We start from the raw sequence: 21,779 nt of genomic DNA on the forward strand, positions 1-21,779 counted from the left end.
GGGCTGGTAACTGGCACCAGCCCGTTTCGCTAGCGGAAAACATTCTACGATTAAGCACCACTGCTCAGTGTCATGACGTTAAGGTCGGCGAGCCCGTCAATGGCGCTGACTAACGCTTTGAATGGCGCGGCCTGGCTGTGTTGCTCCAGCATTTTTGCCGATGCCCAGCGCTCAATCATCACGAACTGGTGGTCGTTTTCACGGTTGACATGTAGCTGATAAGAGAGACAACCTGGCTCGCCCTGCACATCGCGTTCAACGGTTTTAAGCGCCCCGGCCACTTTTTCACGGCTACCGGCATGGGCGGTAATGGTCGCAACAACTGTTACGGTATCGTTCATTTTATGCTCCTGATTTCATGAGAAAGTTCAGGTTAGTCTACGCCGCCTGCCAGCACAAAAAACCCGTTTTTGCCATTAGCTCTTTCACCGCAGGAATGAAAATCGGTATGCAACCTTAACGGCCGGTGCGTAGCGACTGTGGCGGAATACCGTAACCACGCACGAACACTTCCCGCATATGGCGACGATCGCGAAAACCGGCTTCACGGGCAATCGTGTCCAGCGAAAGCCGGCTTTGCTCAATCATGAGCCGCGCCGCTTCCAGCCGTAATCCTTCAATCGCTTTCGCTGGCGACTTACCCGTCTCCTGGCGAAACAGGCGGCTGAGCTGGCGGGCGCTCACATGCACCGCATCGGCCAGCAGCTCTACCGTCAGCGCTTTTTTCAGATTATTGCGGGCGTATTCCAGCGCACTTTGCAGCCGATCTGAGCGCGGTGCCAGCGCCAGCATTTCCGAGTGTTGCGTCTGCCCGCCGGAGCGGCGTTGATTCATCACCAGCCGGTGGGCGACAACACGGGCTGCCTCGGCACCCAGATCTTTTTCCACCATGCCGAGCGCCATATCCAGCCCGGCTGTCATCCCGGCTGACGTCCAGATGCGATCATCAATGATAAAAATACGATCGTCTTCAAGCTGAACGTCCGGATGCTGCAGCAGCAGGCTGCGGGCGTGCGCCCAGTGCGTCGTGGCGCGCTTTTTCTCCAGCAAACCCGCTTGTGCCAGCACAAAGGCGCCGGTGCAGATCCCCGCGATGCGGCGCGCCTGTAACGCCGTGGTTTGCAGAAAGTGAACGATGCCGGCACTGGCCGGTTCATCCACGGGCGACAGCACACCTGCCACCAGCCAGGTGTCGATTTGCGTGACGCTTTCCAGCGGCCGGGACTCGACGCCAATGCCGGATGAGGAATAAACGGTGCCGCCAAATTCTGAGTAGACCGTTGGCTGATAAAGCGTCTCACCAGCCACAAGGTTGGCGAACTCAAACACCGTCAATGTGGACAACGCCAGCATCTGAAAATGGTCGGAAATCAGTAATCCAATTTTGTGCATCGCGACACCCTTTAACATGCGCTGGCGGCCTGCAAATCCCGGCTCCGGACGCGTAATCGTTCAGAGATCCACAAACTGCTAAGCGCCAATAGTAAAAACAGGACTGCGCTTAGCATCACACCATAAAAGCCGAACAGCGGATAGAGCCATGACGCGACCGCCGAACCAAAACCAATGCCGCAAAACATAAACGCGCTGGTCAGGGCGAGCGAGATACCGCGTGTCGTCTCAGACGCGATCTCCACGATCCGCCGTTGCTGGGTTGGCCACAGAAGATCGGTGGAAAACGCCCACAGCACCAGTAACAAATAGAGCAGCGCCAGCGTACCGGGCAGGATCATCAGTAGCAGCATATCCAGCACCAGCACGGTGATGCCAGCGACCAGCAGCCGTTCGGCGCTATAACGGCGTGCGGCGCGACCAACAAACAAGTTACCCAAAATCCCGGCAACACCAATCACCGTCAGCGCCACCGAAACGCTGGTGGTATCACCTTGCCAGCGATCGCGGATCATCGGCGATATAAAGGCATACATGTCATACACGCCGGAGGTAATGAAAAAGACCACCAAAAACGCCGCCAGCGATTTGCCATCCATTAATACCTGTCCCACCTGGCGTAAACTAATATCCACCCCTTTAACCATGTTCGGCACAGAGAACCAGACGGCCAGCGCAGTCAGTACACTCACCAGCGCGACAAGCGCAAACAACGGTCTTGCACCCCAACTATTCGCGATCCACGCCGCCAGCGGAATGCCAACCATGCTCGCCATGGAGACGCCGAGCAGGATCGTGGCAATGGCGCTGCCGCGTTCATGTTGTGTGACAAGCTCCGCGCCGAGCGCCACCAGCACCGGGCCAATCAGCGATGCGCCCAGCCCCATCACCACGCGGGAGATAACCAGCGCGGTGTAACCGGGCGCGATGGCGAAAATAAACGCCCCAAGGCCGAACACCAGCATCCCGGCCAGCACCTGGTATTTGCGCATCATCTGCCCCAAAAACACTTGCGCCAGCGGTGCGCTGATGGCAAAGGTCAGGCCGAAAATCGCGAGCAAACGCGCGCTTTGACCATCGCTCAACCCCCATTCATGGGAGATGGCGGTCAGGCTGCCCGCTACCGATAGCGCCCCCGTTGCCTGAATAAAATAGGCCAGGCTCAGCGCCCACAGCGCGCGTCGTTGCGCCAGAGATAACCGATTTTTCATCATTCACTCCCGCAGCGGGGCCGACGCCCCGCAGTTCGATCACGCCACAGGGATCGGGTTGTCGACCATCGCCTGGTTAAAGGCGTTGATCATCTCATGTTCGTTCGCGCCCGCGTTGGCGCGCGCGGGCAGCACGCTGTCGACAATGGCTTCAATGGTGTCGGTGCCCAGCTTGTCGAAGGTCTGCTGGATAAAGTCCTGCAACGGCATCGCACGGCTGTCGCCACTTTTATAGATCAGGTCGGTATCCACCCACGGCGGCGAAATTTCGATAACCTTGACGCCAAAATCCTTCAGCAAAAAGCGCTGGGACAGGGTGTAAGAGTGGATAGCGGCTTTGGTCGCCGAATAGAGCGCGTTACTGACGAGAGGTAAAAACGCCAGAATCGAACTGTTATTGATAAGCACCGCGTCCGGCTGCTGCTTCAGGTGCTCAACAAACGCCGCGCTTACCCGCACCGGGCCTAATAAGTTGGTATCTAACAGCGTGGTGGCCATCGCGTCATCAAGCTCACCGGCGGGGTTGTCGAACGGCATAATGCCCGCATTGTTGATAACCACGTTGAGCGCCGGGTAGCGCGAAAGCACCTCCTGCGCTGCCGCTTTGATGCTCGCGGCCTGTGTGACGTCCAGCACCACGGAATCCATGCCTGGGTTGGCTTCTGTGACGCTATCCAGCAGCGCTTTTCGCCGCCCGGAGATGATCACTTTATTGCCCAACTGATGAAATTTTTCCGCCATCGCGCGGCCAATACCTGACGTGCCGCCGGTAATAAAAATCGTATTGCCTGTCAGTTTCATAAAGAAAGCCCTCTGTTTGAAATGAATGTTCAGTGTGTGGTTGCCGGGCGGTAGCGCTCAGCCGGTACGTTACTGGAGAGATTGGGCAGCATGGCCTGTCGGCGCTGTTCCATTGCCAGCCAGTCCGCGTCGTTGTGCAGTGAAGGGATAGTGACGAGTTCGCCTTGCGCGAAACCAACCAGTGCGGCGTCGACCAGGTCGTAAGCACTCATCACAATGGATTTATCCAGCTGTTCCAGCGGCAAGCCGCCGTTGTCCCAGAATGGTGTTGCCGTTGCCCCCGGTAACACCGCCTGGATCTGAATGCCTTTATCAGCCAGTTCATGATGCAACGACTGGCTAAACGCCAGCACAAAGGCTTTTGTTCCGCCATAGACCCCGTTCAGCAGTTCCGGCGCGATGCCGACAATCGAAGAGATATTGATAATGGCGCCCGCGCCGCGCGCCACAAAACCGGGAACGACGGCGTATGTGAGGCGAGTCAGCGCAGTGACGTTGAGGTTAATCATCGCTTCCATTTGATCAACATCGCTGGATAACAGCGGTGTGTGCGTCCCGACGCCAGCGTTGTTTACCAGCAGCGTGATACTGGCATCCTCACGCAGCTTCGCTTCCAGCGCCCGCAGTTGTTGGGCGTCGTTTAAATCGGCGGCGACGGCTTCCACATTGCGGGCGGTATCTGCCGTGATGTGGCTGGCCATTTGGTTCAGACGGTTTTGGTTACGGGCGACGATAATCAGGTCATAGCCCATTCTGGCCAGGCGGTTGGCGTAAATCGCGCCAATACCGGTTGATGCGCCGGTGATAACAGCCGTGCCTTTGTGAGGTTGTGTAGCGATGGTCATGCGAGACTCCTTAGGTCAGCAATGGATGCGATGGAAGAATCATAAGCAAACCTTCGATGTCTTAAATGACGTTTATAGTCGTGATTTGAGACATGTGGTAACACATGTCGTCGTGGTGTTTTCTTAGCAAGGAGGCCTGGCGACTGCGCTTTTCAAAGGACGGGCGGAGAGTTGTCTACGCTTAAAAGAAACAGCATGGTGAGGAGCGCGGATGAGCAAGAAGATTATGCAGGAGTACCTGGTGCTGGGCGGCAAGCATCATGGCGAGGTGTGGCGCGGGGTTTACCCGGCCATGGGGTTGAACTTATCAAAGCATGATGAGCGTTACGGGCAATTTTTCGAGCGGGAAGGGCAGCAGAAAATTGAGCTGTCACGCAAGGAGCAATATTTCATCTCTGAGTGGATCTCCCCGCAAGGCCAGACTTTTTTGTTAGCCACGGCGGAGGATCTCACGGAATTTGATATTGAAGAGGAGATTGAGCGGATTACGCCGCCGCTGCGTCCGCTCGATGGCGCGGTAGAGGACTGGATTTAAGCGTTGGCGAAAAATCCACGGCGGCCCGTGGATTTTTTAGCATGGGTGTGCTGACGACTTCCCGGATATCACTATTATTTATTCCAATACTCTGGTTATATTTTCCAGGTAATTCATAAAACATACTTTAAATCCTTCGCGTTACGTAGTGCATTTATCAATATTATTAGATGAGCCTTTAAAGTGGTGAGTTAATAATGAAATTGAAATTTAGGATTATATTATTTTTTATTAGGAATACAGATTACAGAACAATGTAATATCGATCTGTTTTCGTATTAATTCTGCGAGATAGATCAAATAGAGGGTAATTCCTGATGGACACAAATATTCGCTCTGCACGACTATTGTTGTCGATGTAGAGCCTCTGCGTCATCTCCAGGGAATAATTGAGATAATAATTAGAACTTTGCTTATTAAGCATTCTCCCGCTTCTTCATGGTTTTTATTTATGAAGAAGCGGATTTCTTCACGTAACGCACGCCACTAACTTATTTGCTTTCTATTTACAAAGGGAATTTTCAATGAAGAAAACATTGCTTGTACTGTTTATCTCGGCCGTTTGCGGTAATGCCTGGTCGCAAAGCCTGACGGTTGAACAGCGCCTGGCTCAGCTGGAAAAACAGTTACAGGAAAATGCTAACGAACTTGCACAGACCAAAGCGGCATTAAAAAAGTATCAACAAACCGAATCTGAAAATAAAAGCAATAAGCCTGTAACGACTGTCGTTAATAAACAAATCACAAACAATGCAGCGGCGGAGAAAACAGCGCCAACGCTGAAAGAGATTAGCGATTTCGTCAAAGACGATATCGGTTTTAGCTATTCCGGCTATCTTCGTTCCGGTTGGGGCGCTGCCAGCCATGGATCGCCACAGCCATATGCCGTGGGATCCGTCGGGCGTTTTGGTAATGAATATTCCTCGTGGTTTGATCTGCAATTCACCCAACGCGTCTATGATCACAACGGAAAAACGGCCCATGCGGTGGTGCTGTTCGACGGCAATGTGGGCGAGCAGTATGGCGACGCCTGGTTTGATAAAGATGCTGAAAGCCGATTGCAATTTTCTGATATTTACCTGACCACCAAAGGGTTTCTTCCCTTTGCGCCGGAAGCCGATTTTTGGGTTGGCAAACACAACTTACCGAAATATGAAATCCAGATGCTGGACTGGAAAAGCCACCTCACCGAGAGCGGCGCAGGCGTGGGCATTGAAAACTGGCAACTCGGCGTAGGGCAGATCAATGCCGCGCTGGTGCGCCAGGATTTGAATGCCCATGCGGTGAGCTATCCTGCCGCCAGCGAGGCGATGCAGGTGAATACCAATACGCTCGATGTGCGCTACAACAATATCCCGCTGTGGGATAACGCGACGCTTGCTCTGCTTGGCCGTTATTCGGTGGCGAATAAATCCGACACCTATAAAAGCCGCGAGGATAACGGCAGTTACTACAGCATTAAAGACGCGTGGCTGGCTGGTGTCGTTGTTCGTCAGACGCTTAGCGCGGGCGGATTTGAGGAGTTTACCGTACAGGCGGCGGATAACTCGCTGGCCAGCGGCTTTGCTCAGCCATTTGGTCCCAGCCCAACGTATGGTTATGGCGACAACTACTACGGCGAGCACAGCTACGGCAAAGCGTTTCGTCTGATCTCGCAGGGCGAAGCGTACCCGTTCTCACAAGTGGTAATGGCGCATGCGCTGATCTACTCGGCAGGTCACGATATTTACAGTTACGACACCGGCGCGCATACGGATTATCAGAGCTTCCGTGCGGTGGTGCGCCCGGCGTGGATATGGGACAGCTACAATCAGACCGGGGTTGAGCTGGGATGGTTTACGCAGACCAACAAACAGCAGGGCGTGAATTACCATGAACAGGGTTATAAAACCACGCTCTACCACGCGCTGAAAGTCGATACCAGCCTGCTGGCCTCGCGACCGGAGATCCGTTTTTATACGACGTATCTGCGTGCGCAGGATAACGGCATCAGCCACTTCCAGTTTGGCGACCAGAAAAAAGATCAGTTAGCGGTGGGTGTTCAGGCTGAAGTGTGGTGGTAATAGCTAAGGGGTGCGGCGCAAAGGCGCGCCGCAACGCCGGTGTTAAATATCCAGAAAGCTTCCCAGCCGGTAGCCGCGTTCGGCAATCGCATATTTCAACGACAGTGAAGTCAGCACATCCAGTTCCGTTAAGCGCGGGTAACAGTAGCTGCTCTGGCGCACGGTGTTATCGATAAACGCCGGGTGGCACATGATCTCCAGCGAGGTTTCTCCGCGTGCAGTCGAAGCATCCAGCGCCTGTAAAAAGAGCGCTTCGGAAATCGCGTCGCCGTAAAACTCACTGCTAAAACCCTGGGGTGTGCGCAGGGTATCGGGTAGCGCGAAGTCGGGCGGCAAAGCGGGACGATCGATGCGTAGCGCCACGCCGCGCTCTGTGGCGAACGCTGCGACGACAGGCAGGATCTGCGGGATCATATGCACATGGTGATGGCTATCCAGATGCGTCGGTTCCCGGCCAAACAGGGCGATAAACCGCTGATACTGCGCTTCCAGTTCACCGGCTATCTCTTCCAGCGGCAGTGTATCTTCCTGCGCCATCAGCCAGATCCATTTCCCCAGTTGCCCGTCACGCGCAAGGCCTGGCATGGGCGTCAGCGGTTTGCCTAACGTCAGCACAAAGTGCATGCCGACACCGAGCGAGGGTTCGCGCTCGCAGAGCCCGGCGGCGTGTTCCACGGCATCACCGTTGACCAGCGCAGTCGTTGAGGTGACAACACCATGACGAAAGCTGTCGATAATGCCGTAGTTCTGCCCTTTGCTGAGGCCAAAATCATCAGCGTTAACAATCAGTAAGCATTCCATAGCCTGCCCCGGTTAGTGATGTTCCGCTTTCAGTTGCGCAAGGGTAGTGGCAAAGTTTGGCAGCCACTTTTCGTGAGCGAGGAGCATTTCACGCGCCAGAATTTCCGCGTCGCGATCGGAGTGGATCAGCGGACTCAGGCTTAGCGCCAGCAGGACATCGTTCAGTTCGCCGCTGAGCGCCGCTTTGCTGGCTGCCACTTCAAAGCCTTTAATGGTGTAGATAAGCCCCAACACTTTCTCATCAAAGTGGGTGACGCGCGGGTGCGGTGTCGCGCCGTTGCGCCCCAGCGTACAGGTCATCTCTACCGCCCAGTCCGCCGGGATATTATCGATATGCCCGTGATGCGGAATATTCACATAGTGCTCGGTTTGCTTATCGTTATAGATAGCGTTAATCACTTCGCAGGCCGCATCGGAATAGTACGCGCCGCCGCGCTGCTCAAGCTCTTTCGGTTTCACCTTCAGCTCAGGATCTTTGTACAGCTCAAACAGCTGTTTTTCGACTTTCTGTACCACCTGCGCCCGCGCGCCGCCTTTGTAGTACTCGCCCATTTCAATTGCCAGCATCTCTTTTTGCTTAACGTAATAGAGCAGATAAGAGCAGGGCAGCAGATTAAGCGAGCGGATCAATCCTTCGCTAAACGGCAGGTCGAAAATGTTCTTCACCGAGGAGGCTTTCAGCCTGCCGGAGGCCACTCCGTCGAGCAGTTCCGCAAAGCGCGACTCACCATTAACCAGCACATCTTTAATAAACACCATGTGGTTAAGGCCAAACAGATCCATGGCAACATCATCGCTGCTGCTTAAGCCCAACACGTCATGAATAAACATCTTCATGCCGACAGGAATATTGCACACGCCGATAAACTTTTTAAAACCGGTGTGGCGATACACCGCTTCTGTCACCATTCCCGCCGGATTGGTGAAATTAATCACCCACGCATCCGGACAGATCTCTTCCACATCTTTGATGATGTCGAAAATAACCGGAATGGTGCGCAAGCCTTTAAACAGCCCGCCTGCGCCGTTGGTTTCCTGACCCAGATAACCGTGGCTAAGCGGAATACGTTCATCCAGTTCGCGGGCTTTCAACTGGCCAACGCGCAGTTGCGTGGTGACAAAGTTCGCCTCGTGCAGCGCTTCGCGGCGGTCCAGCGTTTTAAAAAGTTTTAGCGGAATACCGGCTTTATCAATCATGCGCTGGCAAAGATCGAAAATAATATCCAGCTTCTCTTTTCCGTCCTCAACATCGACCAGCCATAATTCGGTGACCGGCAGTTCGTGGTAGCGCTTAATAAACCCTTCCAGTAACTCCGGGGTGTAGCTACTACCGCCGCCGATGGTGACGACTTTTAATTTCTGCTTCATGATTTCTCCCTTCGTGTCAGACACGGTGGTGTAAAACGTTCAGCCCGCTCGCCGTTACTGGTTGATTTCCGTTAACCTTTTTCGGTAGCTATTGGGGGTGAATGAGGTCATTTTCTTAAATGTTTTAATAAACAGGCTTGGGCTGCTGTAACCCGACTCATAAGCAATATCGGTGACCGAATAGTTGGTCATTTCCAGCTGCTTTTTCGCGAAATCGATGCGAATTTCATTAATGATCTGCATCGGCGTTTTGCGGTAATAGCGGCGGGTGGCGCGGGTCAGATACTCCTGCGATTTCGCCGCCAGCTGCACCATATTTTCCATCGCGTTTTCGCCAAACTGCGTTTTATCGTGCATTGCCTCAATGGTGGTTTTTAACCACTGCGGTGTGTCATCCACTACCTGCTCTTCGCGGTAATGGCGCAGGCGGTTAATGACATAAAAAGTCACCGCTTCGATAAACTCGTCCAGCCCGGTTTCGCGGAAATTGAGTGAGGCGATAACGGTTTCCACATAGCTCAGAAACGCGCTGCTGGCGCGGTAGGCCTGCGAGGCGACAAAACAAAAGGGCAGCAGGGCGAGATAATGCTGTTCAAAAAAGCGTTTGCTGATCCCCACATTGAGAATGCGCGTCGCGCCAAATTCATAAAAACTCTGGTGGTGCGAACCGAGCGGGATAAAAACGAAATCGCCGCGTTCAAGCAGCACGCGCTTACCGTTAATCTCCTGGTAATAGCGGCCGGTTAATACCAGCGTGAACTCGTAGTAGTCGTGCTGATGCAGCCCGCTGGCGCTCTCCGTCTTGTTGTAGATAAACACATGGAAATTTTTACCGTTAAACAACTGCTGTTCGTGAACGGTTTTGATTCCCAGCGTGTTGATCGAAGGCTGCATTATTGACTCCTTGTTATTTCCGTTTTTCGTGAAGCTCAATCAGTTCCGTTATCAGCTCGCGCGCCAGCATTGACGTCATCAGATGATCCTGCGCATGCACCAGCACCAGGCTCACTTTCATCCGGCCTTCGCCCTGATCGCTTTCAATCAGTTTAGTCTGCACCAGGTGTGCCTCGTTGAGCGCCAGCTTTGATTGTTCCATCAGCGCTTTTGCGCCGTCAAAATCACCCTGTTTCGCCTGCTTCAGCGCGGTGTACGCCAGGCTGCGCGCGTGACCCGCGTTGATGATTAAGCCCATCACCACTTCTTCAAGCTCATCGGCTGAGGTGGTGCTCTCCTGCACGGTATCGAAATCGAACATCGTTGCTCCTCGCGTGGTTTCCGGCGGGGGCCACCCGCCGGGTTCGGTCAGAATTTCAGTGCATTAGCGATATCTTCTTCGCTCTCTTCCTGCTCAATGGCGTTCTGCGCTTTGTTGGCGACCATCACGAACGGCAGGTAAACCAGCGTTGCAATACCTAAGTTGAACAGCGCGAGCAACAGCGCGGCGATGCTGCCGTTAGTGTTAAAGAAGGCGCCCAGGCCGGTTGGCATTGTCCACGGTGCAATGTTGGTAATCGGTGGAATAACGCCGGTGTAGTAGGCCAGCAGCGTAATGGCGGCAAGAATTGGTTGCACCAGAATGAAGGGGATAAACATCACCGGGTTCATGATGATCGGCAGGCCGAACAAAATCGGTTCGTTAATCTGGAACAAGCCGGAAGGCAGCCCCAGTTTCGCCACCTGGCGGTAATCCGCGCGGCGTGAAGCGAGGAAGATGGCAATAATCAGCCCCAGCGTTGCGCCGCTGCCCCCCAGGAAGATATAGGAGTCGAGCATCGGTTTCGCCCAGACATGGAACGTTTTACCCGCAGCCAGCGCCGCCTCAACCGAGCCATATTGTTGATAGACAGAAATATTTTCCAGCGCCCACGGCGTCATGATGCCGCTATCCAGCGCGGTCAGCGCCAGCGAACCATGGATGCCGAAAAACCACAGCAGCGGCACAAACAGTACATATGCCCAGCCGACCACACTGCCCAGCGACGCCAGCGGCGTGGAGATGGTGTCCATGATGATTTGATGGAAATTGGTGCCGTAGTGATTCAGCGCCCAGGCGATAATCCCCATAATCGACAGAATAATAAAACCGGGGATCAGCGCGGAGAACGAACGCGCCACTGACGCCGGCACGCTGTCTGGCAGGGTAATCACCCAGTTGCGGCGCACAATAAAGGTGAACATTTCCGCCACCGCCAGGCCAATAATAATCCCGGAAATAATATTCGCCCCGCCTAACCAGTTTGCGCCAACGGCGTAAGATTCACCGACGCTATACGGGGTGACGGTCATAAAAGCGGCTATTGATAACAACCCGGCGGTCAGCGCATCTACTTTGCGCTCTTCAGCAAGGGACATGCCGATAAAAAAAGGTGCCATCAGCGACATAATGCCCAGCGTACCGTTATACACATTGCCGCCGATGCCTTTAAAACTGTTCAGCGTTTCAATGGTCGAGGCATCCAGCCGAATACCCAACGAATAAAAAAACGATCCTTCGCCAAAACTCAGGAACACGTTATTAATTAAGACAAACATCGCCCCGGCGAGGGTCAATGGCATTAAGCGGATAAAGCCGTTTTTAATGGCGTTAACATGTGGCTGTTTGCCGATTTTTACCGCAAAAGGCACCAGTATCTTTTCAAGTGAAGCAATGGCATTACTCATAGAAAAATACCCTTAAATACCGCAATGCAACATTGCGGTGAATGTGTGGGATCACTGTGTGATAAGCGAACGCAAAACGTTTAATTGGCGGCGGCTTTTTTTATTGCCGCCACGGCGGCCTTCAGAACACCTAAACCATCGACTTTGCCGTACAGCGAGGCGTCGATCACTTCGACAGGCTTATTGGGAAGCAGACGCTGGATATCCGGTAACATCCAGGCGATTTGTGGACCTAATAAAACAACATCGGCCTGCGGGCCTTTTTCACTGGCGAGCGTCTCAGGAAATGCTTCAATAATGACCGGGACTTCATATTTTTCCGCCTGGGTACGCATCTTCGACACCAGCAATGACGTCGACATGCCCGCAGAACAAAACAGGTAAATATGTTTCTTTTCCATAAAAACGACCCTCATTGTCCGATGATCCGCCAGCCTGACTCGTTTATCTCTCTTGCGGCTGGCGGTGCGCTTAACCTAAATGACTTTTTTCTTCGGTTGAAACAAGTATACGGGAGGGTTATCGGTGCGGGTATTTCATAAGGCTCCAAAATTGTCTCTGGTTGACCTGGTGCTTTGCGGACCTTCACATTTTGGGCAATTTATCGCTAAAGAGGTGGGTCAGGCGGGAATAAGTACGGCTCAACTTGCGCTGCACAGCCGCGTTTAAAGAGGCGGTGAGGCGCCGCCATCACGCGGCTGGCAATGGCGGCAACATGAATTAACTCAGCAGGGTGACTAAGGCTTTCGCCACGGCTTCGGAACTGGCCGGGTTTTGCCCGGTGATGAGCTTCCCGTCTTCGATGACAAACGGTGCCCAGTTTGGCCCTTTTGCATACTTCGCGCCGAGTGCTATCAATTCGTCCTCAACCAGAAACGGCACTACGTTGGTCAGCTCAACATCCGCTTCTTCGCCGTTGGTAAAGCCGGTTACTTTACGGCCTTTTACCAGCGGATCGCCGGAAGGGGTTTTCACATGACGCAACACGCCCGGCGCGTGGCAGACAAAACTCACCGGTTTACCGGCACGTTCAAATGCTTCAATCAGCGCAATCGACGTGCCGGATTCCGCCAGATCCCACAGCGGGCCGTGGCCACCGGGGTAAAAGAGAGCATCAAAATCCGCGGCGCGTATGCTATCGAGTTTAACGGTGTTAGCCAGCGCTTGCTGGGCTGCCGGATCGGCTTTAAAACGGTGGGTCAGTTCGGTTTGAAAATCCGGCAGATCGCTTTTCGGATCCAGCGGTGGCTGGCCACCGGCGGGCGAAGCGAGTACAACCTCTGCACCTGCGTCTTTGAACACGTAATAAGGGGCGGCGAACTCTTCAAGCCAGAAGCCGGTTTTTTTACCGGTATTACCCAGTTCACTGTGGGATGTCAGCACCATTACTATTTTCATGTTACCTCCGTGGTGATGTGTTATCAGCGGCATTACCGTTGCCATACTGAATGAAAACGTCGTTCAGTAAGCATAGCGATGAATATTGGCTTTACCGGGATTGTCGGAAAACTCCGGCGATAAGCCTTATCGCATTCACACTTTATTACACGTTGCTACATCGATAATTATTTTCTTTAATGCACGCCATCGCTGAAAAATATTTTTACCCAGTATTATTGCCCATTTTTTCTTTTATTCAAAGAAATGTCTAATCCTGTAAATAAAGCCAGTCTGACAAAGTTGTTATTAAACTGTCAGCCGCTGGTCAGCATGCGCTGCGTAATATTGCTTACGTTGAAACATGATGAGTAAAACCTCTTTTATGCGGAGCTTTATTATGAAAACCATTATGAATACTATGCTTGCTGCAACACTGTTTAGTGCCATCTCTTTCGGCGCGTTTGCCGCGCAACCCGTCACTGACGCTAGCGGCCTGGTGCCGATGGGCACCATTTCAATTGCTAAAGCGGGTACGGTCGCGGATCTCGAAGCGCAAGTTCAGCAAGCCGCTGAAAAAGATAACGCGAAATACTATAAAATCATCTCCGCCGGTGGCGATGAATATATTTATGGCAATGCGATTCTGTATAAATAATGCATTGCAATTCACCCCGATCTTTCATTCGCTAAAGACCGGGGTGAATTATTGAGACATTGAAAAGGGCGCCGCGAAGGGCGCCTTTTTGCTGGCTATGATTTTCGTTGTTCGCGCGCCAGCAGGTAGAAACAGAGCAGACCAGCGCAAATACTCATGTTTTTAGTGAATTGAATCACTTGCCCGGCTTGCTGGGGGCCGCTTGCCGCCCAGAATTGATGGAACATAATACTGGTGAGCAAAATATAGAAGATCCACAACAGTGATATTTCTTTAACCCGATAACCCATAATAAATGCAATGCTGCCACCCAGCTCAATGGCAATGGCAAAAATGATCATCAGTCTGCCAATAAGCATATCGCCAAACGGCGTTTTTAATACGTTATCGGTGAAGTTGATTATTTTCCCGCTACCGCTATATAAAAACAGCGGGGTGATTAAGATACGGGCAATGATAATAATTGTGTGGCTGTTCATGCGCGGTTCCTTGAATAAGAAAAAACCAATGAGTAGGCATGAGCAGTATATTGGCGCAACCCTGACGGCCGAATGACGCCACTCTGTCAAAGCTGTCAGGGATAATGGCTGGCGCTATTTTTTAAGCGCCAGCGTGAAGCCAAAGGTATTTTCGCCGTTCAGGCTGGTGGCAAAGACATCACCACCGTGCATTTGCGCCACTGCTTTGACAATCGACAGGCCAAGCCCGTGGTTGGTATCGCTTTGCGTTCTGGCGTGATCGGCGCGGTAAAAGCGCTCAAACAATCTTTCCAGATGGTGGCTTTCAATGGCATCGCCGTAATTTTTAACGCTCACCATCGCATGCTGGTCATTGCTGGTTAAGGTGACCGTAACCTGGCTGTTTTCATAGGCGTAGCGGGCGCTGTTTTCCAGCAAATTAGCGAGTGAGCGGGTAAACAGCCGCCTGTCGACGCAGATCTGAACATCACCTTCGATCAGCAACTGCAAATGGCGATCAGTGAACGACGGTTCGGTATATTCGGCCGTTTTTAACGCTTCCTCACGCAGCGATACTTCCGAAAGCTGCGCCGGATGCTTACCGGTTTGCGCATGGGACAAGAACAGCATGTCGTTGACGATCGACGTCATGCGGTTCACCTCCTCAAGATTTGATTCGAGGCAGGCTTCGAGTTCCTCATGGCTGCGCTTGCGCGAAAGGGCTAATTGCGTCTGGCCGAGAATGCTTGAGAGCGGCGTTCTCAACTCGTGCGCCACATCGGCGTTAAAACTTTCCAGTTGTCGCCATGCGGTTTGCTGACGGGCGAGCACGCCGTTAAAGGCTTCCGCCAGGCCCTGCAACTCCTGCGGCAGCGCGGTGGCATCCAGCCGCTGACCGTCAATCCCCGGCGCCAGTTCACGCGCCTGCTGGCTGAGGAGTTCCACCGGCTGCATCCCCTGGCGGGAGATGACAAAGCCTAAAAAGGTCACAAACAGCACACCCATGGTGGTGATAAAAATCAGCACCTGGGTAAATTCATTCAGCGTGCCCATATACGGCGTGGAGTCGATAGAAACCACAAAATGCAACGGCGTCACGCCATCGCGGTAGCGAATAGTTTTCGTCAGAATAAACAACGGACACTGGTCGGTTTTGTCCCGGTTAACGCGGCTGAAGCCATCGGTAAGGGCATTAAGATCGATCTCTTTTGGCGGCTCGCCACCGACTTGCAGCGCCGGATCGCTGCTTAAAATCCAGTAGTGAACGCGCCCGCCTTCCGAGTTACTCAGGCTCATCAGCTTGGTTTTGAGTTCATCCAGTTCATGGTGATTAAACTTGGAAACGATCAATGGCTCCACCAGCGAGTAGCGGAACATCAACTCGTTATGCATCTGTTTATTCAGCGATTCGCGCAGCGACTCCCGCAGACAAAGCGCATAGGCAAGGGCAATACATAAGGTGACCACCGCAAACGTCAGCGCCAGTTTGCGGGAAATAGAACGGTTAAACATACGCACTCATTTTGCCGGGATCGTCGTCGCGATACTCAAGGATGTAACCCATGCCGCGCACGGTGTGCAGCAGCTTCTCTTCAAACGGGGAGTCGATTTTGGCGCGTAAACGTTTGATCGCGACTTCGACAATATTGGCGTCGCTTTCAAAGTTCATATCCCAGACCTGCTCGGCAATCATCATTTTCGACAGCACTTCCCCCTGGTGCCTGGCGAGCAGACTTAGCAGGGCAAACTCCTTTTGCGTCAGGTCGATGCGCATACCGTTGCGGTACACTTTGCGCGCGAGCAGATCGAGTTGCAGGTTGTGGACCTGCAACTGAGAAATATCGAGCCCATCGGTTGGTCGGCGGCGCAGCAGCGCCTGAATGCGCGCCACCAGCTCAATCAGCGAAAACGGTTTGGTCAGGTAATCATCCGCGCCCAGCCGCAGCCCTTTTACCCGTTCATCAAGCGAACCGCGCGCGGAAAGCATCAGCACTGGCGTCTGTTTCAGCTTGCGCAGGCTGGTGATGACGGCATACCCGTCCATCGATGGCAGCATGACATCAAGGATAATGGCGTCGTAATCCATCTCTGTTGCCAGAAATAACCCTTCGCGCCCGTCGGCGCAGACATCGACGTTGTAACCTTGCTCGCGAAGTGCGGTGTTGATGTAAGACGAAATTTTCTCTTCATCTTCGATTAAAAGGAGTTTCATGACGCTGGCCCTGATGAGTACCCATAACTGACGCCAATAATATAAAGCGTTGCCGCTAACAATTGCCTGACCGTTAACTGACAATTTTGTAAGCAAAAGACGTTACAACGAATAAAATTCCCGCCTGGTGCGTTTACGGGGTATCTGCAATCGGGAGAATCCATTTATGAAACGCATCATTCCGGCCATGATGATTGGCCTTTTAAGCGCGCCGGGATCACAGGCAATGCCGCTCAGCTACCGCATCGCCACGCCGGCAACCACGGTTGCGCTCTCCTGGCACGCCTTTGGCGGCGTGTCACAGGCGCATCTTGACGGCGTAAGTGGCGACGTAACGCTGAATCCGGCACAGGAGAGGGAGGATCGCATCAACGTGACGATCCCTGTTGCGACACTTATCGCCTCTAACAGCCTGTTGACCTACCAACTAAAAAGCAGCCTGTTCTTTGATGCGGAACGCTATCCGACCATCGCTTTTAGCAGTAGCCGGGTGGTGGATTTAGGCGACGGCCATTTCCGGGTTTTTGGTTCGCTGGCGGTAAAAAATGTTCGCCGCCCGGTGATCCTCGACGCCACGCTGCAAAAACAGGGCAGGGAGGATTCGGGGCTACTTTCGCTGCATGCCACCACCGCTATCTCCCGTTCGGCATTTAACATGGATAAGTTCGCCATGCTGGTGGACGACACGGTAACGATAAATATTGAAATCCATGCGCAAGCCCGCCAGCCAGCGTAAGCCGTGGCGGGCAGGATTTATGACAGCGCGGTCTGCAGCGCCTGCGCGTGTTGTGACAATTGCGGCGGCGGATTTCGGCCTATCAGCACAAATTGATAGCCGCGCTGATGCCACCAGACGAGGTGCATATCGTGGCGATTTTCAGGCGTTAAGGCGCGCGTTTCAGTATGTCGTTCAGGCGAAATACACAGCGCCATCGGGCCATATTCCGCATCCATCCAGGCGATTTGCGCAATCGAGGTGCTGTCATAGCGCAGCATGCGCACCATTTTGAGTTCTGCGCCGGTCAGGGCAAGCTGCGCCACCTTCACGTTTAAGCCAATATCCTGCGCCGTGCGCGCCAGCCCGCGCTGCAAAGCAATGGGCGAGCTGTCTGCATCCAGCAGCGTTTCCGCGCTATACAGCGACATGTATTGCGCTTCAAGATCGCGGATTTTCTCACTCTCATCACGCGCTGCCGGCAGGGGTTTTGCGAAGTAGCCTAATCCGCTGCCGATAACTAAAAAACTGAGCGATGCGGCAATCAGCGAACGGCGGCTAACGCCCGCGGAAGGGCGGGGCGAAGCCAGCAGCGCGTTTAATCGCGCCTGCATTCGCGCTTCGGGGGCGGCATTTAGCAGCGGTGCGAACGCTTCGGCGAAATCCGCCCGATCCTGTTTTAGCGCCCCGGTACGGCTGGCGAGCTGGTCGTCTTGTGCAAGCTGGCTCTCAAATTGTTGCGCATCCGCTTCGCTCATCTCGCCATCGAGCCAGGCGACAATCGCGTCATCCTGGTAGGGCGGTGTAAATATGCTGGGTTTCACGAGCGTTTCTCCTCGGCTTTGGCCGGCATAGTGGCTTTTTTCGCCAGCGTCGCGCGTGCGCTCGCCAGCCGGCTCATGATGGTGCCAATCGGCACGGCGAGCGTGTCTGCCGCTTCCTGATAGGTAAAACCTTCGACATAAACCAGAAATACGGTATTGCGCTGCGCCTCCGGCAGCGCGCTGACGTGCTGCATAATTTTCGCGTAATGCCGTCGCGCGTCATGCTGGGCGTGGGTATCCGCCGCCAGCAGTTCGTCGCTCTCCACAAAGCCTTGCCCCACCCGCACGCGACGGGCGCGCAAATCAGAGATCCAGATCGAGTGCAGTATGGCGAACAGCCAGCTGTCTATGCGCGTGCCGGGGGTAAATTGCGCGCTCTTTTCAAGCGCGCGAACGCAGGTCGACTGCACCAGTTCTTCGGCAACCTCGCGGTTGCGCGACAGAACCAGCCCGTAGCGCCACAGGCGTGTCAGATGTGCAGCAAGTTGCTGGCGAACGTCACTGGTGGTGATTTTGCGCTCCTCGCAGCGGTAGTCAGGATTCAGGGTGACCATTAATCGCCGCCTGCAAATCGCGATACTCCTCGCATTGCACGCCGCACAGCGTGGCGATGGTCTTCAGTTGCTCTTTTGCCAGATCCGGGCGGCCTTTCACCAGCCACGCTTCACCGAGATATTCACGCACTTTCGCATACTGCGGGTTGAGCGCCAGCGAACGCTGATAATAGCCAATGCCTTCATCGGTGCGACCCAGTTTGCGTGTGGCGTAACCCCGGTAGTTCCAGGCTTCGGCGGTATTGGCGTTTTTCAGCGTATCCAGCAGATTCAGCGCCGCCTGATACTCCCCCTTTTTCGCCAGATGGTAAGCATAACGGGTTTTATCGTCGTCACTGAGGCGGCTGCTTTTTTCCGCCACACACTGTTTGAGCGTGCTGTCATAAACCTGCCCGCTCGGGCAGTCTGGCGTTTTACTGTTGCTATTATCGTCTCCGGCGGCAAAAACCTGCGCGGCAGGCAGCAAAAATAGCGACAGCAACAGCGGGGCGAGCGTTATCATGTGAAGTTCCTTCGGTAGCGTGAGTAGTGAGTTAACGTCGCAATAGCGATTTCTATTCGAAAAAAATCACCTTTCCCGCAAAGCACGACTGAGGCTGGCGACATCACCGTTACTTCATACATCCGGTTTATACTTTCCTACGGCGTGTCGCGGTAATGTGAGTCTCTGACTCAGTGGAGGGGAAACCATGCGTGTTAGCGGGCAGCAAGGTGAGTTAACGGCGTTAGCGGTGGCGGGCAGCTATGTAGTGTTGCTGGGCTGGGATATGCCAGAACAGCACATCCTCGCCGGTAATATTCTCGGTTTCGCCATTCAGCGCACACGAAAAAGCGACGGGGAAGTTATCTGGTTAAGCGGCATGAAAACTTTCGCCAGCGTCGAGCCGACGCCTGCGCCGGGCGTGCCGGTCTCCTCGTTCAGACACCCCTTCCAGACCTTTCAATGGTCTGATTACAGCGTTGCGCCCAACGCTGAATATCGCTACAGGATTGTCGCCATGCGCGGGCCTGCCGGGGCGTTAACGCCGGGCGATGCGGTGGAACTTTCGCTATTAACCGAGCCGGTGGATAACGGCGAGCACGCGATCTTCTTCAACCGTGGGGCGATCGCCTCTCAGGAGTATGCCCGCCGCTTTCACAATGCCAGCCCGGTGGAGATTGGCGATGCAGCCTGGAAGTGGCTGTCGCGCGGCCTGCTGGAAGGGCTGGAACGGTTTATCGGCCAGGCGGATAAAGGTGATGAGCTGCACGGTGCCATTTTTGAATTCAAAAACAGCCGTATCTATGAAGCGTTAAAAAGCGCCGCCGCGCGCGGCGCAACCGTGAGCGTGATTTACGATGGCGACTCGCAGCGCGAGTCCAATGAAAAACATCTGGCGCACAGCGGCATCGAGGCGCTGACGCATGCCCGCGAACACTCCGGGCGTTATATGCATAACAAATTCTTTGTTTTCCGGCGCAACGGTGTATCGCAGCAGGTGTGGACCGGCTCCACTAATCTCAGCGAAAACGGCATTTTTGGTCACTCGAATAATGCCCATATCGTTCGCGATCCGCGCGTGGCTGAGCAGTATGAAACCTACTGGCAATTGCTGTTGCAGGATTTAACCCGCTCGCCAACGGCGAAAAAAGTCGAAACGATCACCGCTGCGCCGCCGGTTCCCTGGCGGGATGAAGTCAGCACCGTCTTTTCGCCGCGCACTTCGCTCACCGCGCTGGAGTGGTACGCCCAACTGGCGGCGGGCGCGCAACGGGCGCTTTTCGGCACCTTCGCTTTCGGCATGAACAAACTGTTTGTTCCCGCCTGGGATCGCACCGATGAGGTGTTGCGCTTCGCCCTGCTGGAGAAAAAAGGTTCCGGCAGCCAGTACAAGCAACAAGCGGCGGAAATTGACCGTATCCGCAAACATCCTAATGTCACCATCGCCGTTGGGCAGAATCTGGTGCTGAACGCCTTTGACCGCTGGCTGAAAGAGATCGAAAGCCCGGTTGAAGAGACGCACGTTACTTACATTCACACCAAATATTTGCTGATCGACCCGCTTGGCCCGGAGCCGATTGTGATAGTTGGGTCGGCAAACTTCTCCGCCGCGTCCACCGACACCAATGATGAAAACATGTTGATAATCAAGGGCAACGCCGCCGTGGCGGACGTTTATCTTGGTGAGTTTATGCGCCTCTTTACCCACTACGCGTTTCGCGAATCGGTGGCGCGTTCGCAACAGCGCATCGTTGCGGGCGCGGTGTCGCCAAAATATCTGTACGAAACCACACAGTGGATTGATGCCGCATCCGGCTATTTTGTCGCCGGTAGCGATCGCGCCCTGCGTCGTCGCTACTTTTCCGGCCAATAAGCGGCGACAAAATAGCGATGGCAGGAAATAATTGCCGGTGGCGATAGTTTCGCCATTGGTCTTTTTTTCTGCCTTTGTTCGGCCTGATAAAAAGTGAAATAACCGCTATTAAAGCGCACCGGCATGAATATTTTGTTTAAATTCGGTGAAATGCAAACAATGTCTGGCGTTACTGTTTTCCGCGCGAACAATAATGAGCATGAAAACCCGCCTGCGTGGCGGGTTCTCACGTATTCAGTGAGCGGTTTATTGCTGGTGAGTAAATATTCGCTCGCCAATTTTTTGTGCCTCACTTAATAACGCCTCCGGCGTGCCGAAATCAGGCAGCATCAGCGTGGCGTTGGTGCGGACCGGCGCACCACAATAATCAAAAATCCCATGGGCGATTTGCGTGTTCCACGCTTGCGCATAACCATGTTTTTCAAACGTTTTCATATCTGAACCGCCGAGCGCAAGCAGATGCACAGGCAAATGCCCCAGTTTGCCGGACACCTTGCCGTTTGCGCCCTCTTCATAGGCCCAGCCGTTAGAAAAGACCCGATCAATCCAGCCTTTTAACAGACCCGGCATCGTCCACCAGTAAATGGGAAATACCAGTACCAGCGCATCGGCTCTCGCAATGCGCGCCTGCTCGGCCAGCACATCGGCAGGCAGCGGCGCGCCTTCACTGAAAGCAGCGTGATCGGCTGCAGAAAACAGGGGATTAAAACCTTCTTGAGCAAGATCGGCAAACTCCACGCTGTTTTCCGGCGTTTCGCCCGTTATTCCCGCCGCAACCGCCTGCGCCGCGCGATGGGTTAACGAGCTTGTTAAAGGGTGAGAAACCACGATTAACGCATGCATCTGAACCTCCTCGATTGCCATCCGCCGTTAACGGACGTAGTCTTATATACGAACAGTAACCTACCATTAGTAAGTTACTTTTAGTATATAAGCCTGTCAAGGGAGAA

The 21,779-nt window shown here is 53.8% G+C and carries 24 protein-coding genes; 5 read left to right on the plus strand and 19 right to left on the minus strand.

All coding sequences use genetic code 11. The annotated features are described in order from the left end of the window. Positions 1-50: 50 nt before the first annotated feature. The 5 genes from BN2591_RS20400 to BN2591_RS20420 form a co-directional block, all read right to left on the minus strand. On the minus strand, positions 51-341 hold the full coding sequence (locus tag BN2591_RS20400; protein WP_086873630.1) for a putative quinol monooxygenase: 291 nt from the start codon (positions 339-341) through the stop codon (positions 51-53). Between the two features lie 115 nt (positions 342-456). Continuing rightward, the gene (locus BN2591_RS20405) at positions 457-1,392 is read right to left on the minus strand and encodes a GlxA family transcriptional regulator (RefSeq protein ID WP_086873865.1); all 936 of its coding nucleotides are present in this window, start codon (positions 1,390-1,392) and stop codon (positions 457-459) included. Positions 1,393-1,403: 11 nt separating this feature from the next. Further along, the gene (locus BN2591_RS20410; protein WP_086873631.1) at positions 1,404-2,603 is read right to left on the minus strand and encodes an MFS transporter; all 1,200 of its coding nucleotides are present in this window, start codon (positions 2,601-2,603) and stop codon (positions 1,404-1,406) included. A gap of 39 nt (positions 2,604-2,642) precedes the next feature. Beyond that, on the minus strand, positions 2,643-3,404 hold the full coding sequence (locus tag BN2591_RS20415) for an SDR family oxidoreductase (RefSeq protein ID WP_086873632.1): 762 nt from the start codon (positions 3,402-3,404) through the stop codon (positions 2,643-2,645). 29 nt (positions 3,405-3,433) lie between these two features. After that, entirely contained in the window at positions 3,434-4,249 is an 816-nt protein-coding gene (locus tag BN2591_RS20420; protein WP_086873633.1) for an SDR family NAD(P)-dependent oxidoreductase, read from the minus strand. Positions 4,250-4,460: 211 nt separating this feature from the next. Here BN2591_RS20420 and BN2591_RS20425 point away from each other — a divergent pair, with 211 nt between their 5' ends. Together BN2591_RS20425 and BN2591_RS20430 are read left to right on the plus strand one after the other, a co-directional pair. Continuing rightward, complete coding sequence (locus tag BN2591_RS20425) at positions 4,461-4,784, plus strand: hypothetical protein (RefSeq protein ID WP_086873634.1); 324 nt, start codon at positions 4,461-4,463, stop codon at positions 4,782-4,784. Between the two features lie 524 nt (positions 4,785-5,308). Next, positions 5,309-6,847 (plus strand): carbohydrate porin, encoded by a 1,539-nt coding sequence (locus tag BN2591_RS20430; RefSeq protein ID WP_086873635.1) that lies wholly within the window; start codon positions 5,309-5,311, stop codon positions 6,845-6,847. Positions 6,848-6,889: 42 nt separating this feature from the next. Here the strand turns inward: BN2591_RS20430 and chbG are convergent, their stop codons facing one another. The 7 genes from chbG to BN2591_RS20465 all read right to left on the minus strand — a co-directional run bounded on the left by chbG (position 6,890) and on the right by BN2591_RS20465 (position 13,075). After that, on the minus strand, positions 6,890-7,648 hold the full coding sequence (chbG, locus tag BN2591_RS20435; protein WP_086873636.1) for a chitin disaccharide deacetylase: 759 nt from the start codon (positions 7,646-7,648) through the stop codon (positions 6,890-6,892). A gap of 12 nt (positions 7,649-7,660) precedes the next feature. After that, the gene (locus BN2591_RS20440; protein WP_086873637.1) at positions 7,661-9,016 is read right to left on the minus strand and encodes a 6-phospho-beta-glucosidase; all 1,356 of its coding nucleotides are present in this window, start codon (positions 9,014-9,016) and stop codon (positions 7,661-7,663) included. Positions 9,017-9,070: 54 nt separating this feature from the next. Further along, positions 9,071-9,910 carry a transcriptional regulator ChbR gene (gene chbR, locus BN2591_RS20445; protein WP_086873638.1) on the minus strand — a complete coding sequence of 280 codons (840 nt, stop codon included), beginning with the start codon at positions 9,908-9,910 and terminating at the stop codon, positions 9,071-9,073. Positions 9,911-9,923: 13 nt separating this feature from the next. Continuing rightward, the gene (gene chbA, locus BN2591_RS20450; RefSeq protein WP_086873639.1) at positions 9,924-10,271 is read right to left on the minus strand and encodes a PTS N,N'-diacetylchitobiose transporter subunit IIA; all 348 of its coding nucleotides are present in this window, start codon (positions 10,269-10,271) and stop codon (positions 9,924-9,926) included. 47 nt (positions 10,272-10,318) lie between these two features. Further along, positions 10,319-11,677 carry a PTS N,N'-diacetylchitobiose transporter subunit IIC gene (chbC, locus tag BN2591_RS20455; RefSeq protein WP_086873640.1) on the minus strand — a complete coding sequence of 453 codons (1,359 nt, stop codon included), beginning with the start codon at positions 11,675-11,677 and terminating at the stop codon, positions 10,319-10,321. An 80-nt stretch (positions 11,678-11,757) separates the two neighbouring features. Next, positions 11,758-12,078, minus strand: coding sequence for a PTS sugar transporter subunit IIB (locus tag BN2591_RS20460; protein ID WP_017459242.1), 321 nt, complete (start codon positions 12,076-12,078; stop codon positions 11,758-11,760). Between the two features lie 319 nt (positions 12,079-12,397). Then, complete coding sequence (locus BN2591_RS20465; protein ID WP_086873641.1) at positions 12,398-13,075, minus strand: type 1 glutamine amidotransferase domain-containing protein; 678 nt, start codon at positions 13,073-13,075, stop codon at positions 12,398-12,400. A 379-nt stretch (positions 13,076-13,454) separates the two neighbouring features. Between BN2591_RS20465 and BN2591_RS20470 the strand changes: the two genes are divergently transcribed. Beyond that, the gene (locus BN2591_RS20470; RefSeq protein ID WP_086873642.1) at positions 13,455-13,712 is read left to right on the plus strand and encodes a YdgH/BhsA/McbA-like domain containing protein; all 258 of its coding nucleotides are present in this window, start codon (positions 13,455-13,457) and stop codon (positions 13,710-13,712) included. Between the two features lie 95 nt (positions 13,713-13,807). On the opposite strand, the gene BN2591_RS20475 is transcribed toward BN2591_RS20470, so the two are convergent. From BN2591_RS20475 to BN2591_RS20485, 3 genes are all read right to left on the minus strand, one after another. Further along, complete coding sequence (locus BN2591_RS20475) at positions 13,808-14,191, minus strand: DoxX family protein (RefSeq protein WP_086873643.1); 384 nt, start codon at positions 14,189-14,191, stop codon at positions 13,808-13,810. A 114-nt stretch (positions 14,192-14,305) separates the two neighbouring features. Continuing rightward, positions 14,306-15,682, minus strand: coding sequence for a heavy metal sensor histidine kinase (locus BN2591_RS20480; protein ID WP_086873644.1), 1,377 nt, complete (start codon positions 15,680-15,682; stop codon positions 14,306-14,308). Beyond that, positions 15,675-16,382 (minus strand): heavy metal response regulator transcription factor, encoded by a 708-nt coding sequence (locus BN2591_RS20485; RefSeq protein WP_086873645.1) that lies wholly within the window; start codon positions 16,380-16,382, stop codon positions 15,675-15,677. Before BN2591_RS20485 ends, BN2591_RS20480 begins: the two co-directional genes overlap by 8 nt. 166 nt (positions 16,383-16,548) lie before the next feature. Here BN2591_RS20485 and BN2591_RS20490 point away from each other — a divergent pair, with 166 nt between their 5' ends. Then, positions 16,549-17,118 carry a YceI family protein gene (locus BN2591_RS20490; protein ID WP_086873646.1) on the plus strand — a complete coding sequence of 190 codons (570 nt, stop codon included), beginning with the start codon at positions 16,549-16,551 and terminating at the stop codon, positions 17,116-17,118. Between the two features lie 17 nt (positions 17,119-17,135). Here the strand turns inward: BN2591_RS20490 and BN2591_RS20495 are convergent, their stop codons facing one another. From BN2591_RS20495 to BN2591_RS20505, 3 genes are read right to left on the minus strand one after another with little or no spacing between them, the layout of a single operon-like run. After that, entirely contained in the window at positions 17,136-17,921 is a 786-nt protein-coding gene (locus tag BN2591_RS20495; RefSeq protein WP_086873647.1) for an anti-sigma factor family protein, read from the minus strand. Continuing rightward, the gene (locus BN2591_RS20500) at positions 17,918-18,475 is read right to left on the minus strand and encodes a sigma-70 family RNA polymerase sigma factor (protein WP_086873648.1); all 558 of its coding nucleotides are present in this window, start codon (positions 18,473-18,475) and stop codon (positions 17,918-17,920) included. The genes BN2591_RS20495 and BN2591_RS20500 overlap by 4 nt, the downstream gene beginning before the upstream one ends. Further along, positions 18,456-18,977 carry a tetratricopeptide repeat protein gene (locus BN2591_RS20505; protein ID WP_086873649.1) on the minus strand — a complete coding sequence of 174 codons (522 nt, stop codon included), beginning with the start codon at positions 18,975-18,977 and terminating at the stop codon, positions 18,456-18,458. The genes BN2591_RS20500 and BN2591_RS20505 overlap by 20 nt, the downstream gene beginning before the upstream one ends. A 187-nt stretch (positions 18,978-19,164) precedes the next feature. On the opposite strand from BN2591_RS20505, the gene BN2591_RS20510 reads away from it, so the two are divergent. After that, positions 19,165-20,829, plus strand: a complete 1,665-nt coding sequence (locus BN2591_RS20510) for a phospholipase D-like domain-containing protein (protein ID WP_086873650.1) — start codon at positions 19,165-19,167, stop codon at positions 20,827-20,829. 246 nt (positions 20,830-21,075) lie between these two features. Here the strand turns inward: BN2591_RS20510 and BN2591_RS20515 are convergent, their stop codons facing one another. After that, positions 21,076-21,672, minus strand: coding sequence for an NAD(P)H-dependent oxidoreductase (locus BN2591_RS20515; RefSeq protein ID WP_086873651.1), 597 nt, complete (start codon positions 21,670-21,672; stop codon positions 21,076-21,078). Between the last annotated feature and the right edge of the window lie 107 nt (positions 21,673-21,779).

This window comes from Kosakonia pseudosacchari (genome assembly GCF_900184035.1).
Classification (GTDB): domain Bacteria; phylum Pseudomonadota; class Gammaproteobacteria; order Enterobacterales; family Enterobacteriaceae; genus Kosakonia; species Kosakonia pseudosacchari.

Bases quoted from the DNA above. Each gene is read 5' to 3' on its own strand.
- BN2591_RS20460 (WP_017459242.1), bottom strand. From the start codon at position 12,078: ATGGAAAAGAAACATATTTACCTGTTTTGTTCTGCGGGCATGTCGACG.
- BN2591_RS20430 (WP_086873635.1), top strand. From the start codon at position 5,309: ATGAAGAAAACATTGCTTGTACTGTTTATCTCGGCCGTTTGCGGTAAT.
- BN2591_RS20500 (WP_086873648.1), bottom strand. From the start codon at position 18,475: ATGGTCACCCTGAATCCTGACTACCGCTGCGAGGAGCGCAAAATCACC.
- BN2591_RS20505 (WP_086873649.1), bottom strand. From the start codon at position 18,977: ATGATAACGCTCGCCCCGCTGTTGCTGTCGCTATTTTTGCTGCCTGCC.
- BN2591_RS20475 (WP_086873643.1), bottom strand. From the start codon at position 14,191: ATGAACAGCCACACAATTATTATCATTGCCCGTATCTTAATCACCCCG.
- chbA (WP_086873639.1), bottom strand. From the start codon at position 10,271: ATGTTCGATTTCGATACCGTGCAGGAGAGCACCACCTCAGCCGATGAG.
- BN2591_RS20485 (WP_086873645.1), bottom strand. From the start codon at position 16,382: ATGAAACTCCTTTTAATCGAAGATGAAGAGAAAATTTCGTCTTACATC.
- BN2591_RS20410 (WP_086873631.1), bottom strand. From the start codon at position 2,603: ATGAAAAATCGGTTATCTCTGGCGCAACGACGCGCGCTGTGGGCGCTG.
- BN2591_RS20405 (WP_086873865.1), bottom strand. From the start codon at position 1,392: ATGCACAAAATTGGATTACTGATTTCCGACCATTTTCAGATGCTGGCG.
- BN2591_RS20425 (WP_086873634.1), top strand. From the start codon at position 4,461: ATGAGCAAGAAGATTATGCAGGAGTACCTGGTGCTGGGCGGCAAGCAT.
- chbG (WP_086873636.1), bottom strand. From the start codon at position 7,648: ATGGAATGCTTACTGATTGTTAACGCTGATGATTTTGGCCTCAGCAAA.
- chbC (WP_086873640.1), bottom strand. From the start codon at position 11,677: ATGAGTAATGCCATTGCTTCACTTGAAAAGATACTGGTGCCTTTTGCG.
- BN2591_RS20400 (WP_086873630.1), bottom strand. From the start codon at position 341: ATGAACGATACCGTAACAGTTGTTGCGACCATTACCGCCCATGCCGGT.
- BN2591_RS20415 (WP_086873632.1), bottom strand. From the start codon at position 3,404: ATGAAACTGACAGGCAATACGATTTTTATTACCGGCGGCACGTCAGGT.
- BN2591_RS20420 (WP_086873633.1), bottom strand. From the start codon at position 4,249: ATGACCATCGCTACACAACCTCACAAAGGCACGGCTGTTATCACCGGC.
- BN2591_RS20510 (WP_086873650.1), top strand. From the start codon at position 19,165: ATGCGTGTTAGCGGGCAGCAAGGTGAGTTAACGGCGTTAGCGGTGGCG.
- BN2591_RS20480 (WP_086873644.1), bottom strand. From the start codon at position 15,682: ATGTTTAACCGTTCTATTTCCCGCAAACTGGCGCTGACGTTTGCGGTG.
- BN2591_RS20515 (WP_086873651.1), bottom strand. From the start codon at position 21,672: ATGCATGCGTTAATCGTGGTTTCTCACCCTTTAACAAGCTCGTTAACC.
- BN2591_RS20470 (WP_086873642.1), top strand. From the start codon at position 13,455: ATGAAAACCATTATGAATACTATGCTTGCTGCAACACTGTTTAGTGCC.
- chbR (WP_086873638.1), bottom strand. From the start codon at position 9,910: ATGCAGCCTTCGATCAACACGCTGGGAATCAAAACCGTTCACGAACAG.
- BN2591_RS20465 (WP_086873641.1), bottom strand. From the start codon at position 13,075: ATGAAAATAGTAATGGTGCTGACATCCCACAGTGAACTGGGTAATACC.
- BN2591_RS20490 (WP_086873646.1), top strand. From the start codon at position 16,549: ATGAAACGCATCATTCCGGCCATGATGATTGGCCTTTTAAGCGCGCCG.
- BN2591_RS20440 (WP_086873637.1), bottom strand. From the start codon at position 9,016: ATGAAGCAGAAATTAAAAGTCGTCACCATCGGCGGCGGTAGTAGCTAC.